General features: G+C 68.3%; 1 protein-coding gene. It reads right to left on the bottom strand.

Annotated features, from left to right (window positions below; genetic code table 11):
* The coding region (locus CGR01S_RS16045; RefSeq protein WP_042429698.1) for a putative bifunctional diguanylate cyclase/phosphodiesterase at window positions 1-1,216 on the bottom strand (1,216 nt) is incomplete at both ends.

The raw sequence follows: 1,216 nt of genomic DNA, 5'->3' as shown, positions 1-1,216 counted from the left end.
TGCCCCGCCGTCTCCACCCCTTCGGCCACCACGTCCAGGTCCAGGCTTTGCGCCAGCGCCAGGATGGTGCGCACTATCGCCGCGTCGTTCGGGTCCGAGAGCACGTCGCGCACGAAGCCCCGGTCGATCTTCACCTGGTCCAGCGGCAGGCGCTTCAAGTACCCCAGGCTCGAGTACCCGGTGCCGAAGTCGTCCAGCGCAAAGCCCACGCCTTCGCGCTTGAGCTGGCCCATGCGCTCGATGGTGTCTTCGATGTCGCCCAGCAGTAGGCTTTCGGTCAGCTCCAGCCGCAGCCGCCGCGGGTTGGCGCCGGTCTCGCGCAGGATGTGCAGCACTTCGGCCACGAAGCCGCTTTGCTTGAATTGCCGCGCGCTGACGTTGACGGCTACGCTCAGGTGTGCGGTCTCGGGTTGGCTGCTCCAGCGCACGAGCTGGCTGCAGGCGGTTTGCAGTATCTGGCGCCCCAGCGGCAGGATCAGGCCGGTCTGTTCGGCCAGGGGGATGAATTCGGCGGGGCTGATGAGGCCGCGTTCGGGGTGGCGCCAGCGCGCCAGGGCTTCGGCGCTTTTGACGTGGCCCTGGCTGTCGACGACGCTTTGGTAGTGCACGAAGAGTTCGCCGCGTGCCAGGCCTTGGCGCAGTTCGGCTTCCAGGCTGGAGCGCTGGTGCAGGGCCTGCTGCATGCCGGGGTCGAAGAAGCGGTGGGTGTTGCGCCCGGCGGCCTTGGCTTCGTACATGGCCAGGTCGGCGCGCTTGAGCAGTTCGTCCACGCTTTGCCGTTCGGGGCCGAAGAGGGTCAGGCCGATGCTGGGGGTGCTGTAGTGTTCGCGCCCGGCCAGCTCGAAGGGCTGGTTCAGTGCCATGAGCAGTTTGCGCGCGACGATTTCGGCCTGGCGCGCGGCCTGTTCTTCGCTGGCGTCCAGGCCTTCGAGCAGGACGACGAATTCGTCGCCGCCAAAGCGCGCGACGGTGTCGCATTCGCGCACGCTGGCCGACAGGCGCGCGGCCACCTGGGCCAGCAGTTGGTCGCCCATGTCGTGGCCCAGGGTGTCGTTGAGGTCCTTGAAGTTGTCCAGGTCGATGAACAGCAGCGCGCCGTGCTGCTGCGTGCGCTGGCCGCTGAGCACCTGGCGCTGCAGCCGGTCGAGCAGCAGGCGCCGGTTGGGCAGCCGCGTGAGCGGGTCGTAGAACGCCAGGCGCTCGATCTCCTGCGCCG

The organism is Comamonas granuli NBRC 101663 (genome assembly GCF_000739995.1).
Classification (GTDB): Bacteria; Pseudomonadota; Gammaproteobacteria; order Burkholderiales; family Burkholderiaceae_C; genus Simplicispira; species Simplicispira granuli.
Note: the sequence above shows the minus strand (reverse complement) of the source record. Positions and strands in the feature narration are given on the sequence as shown.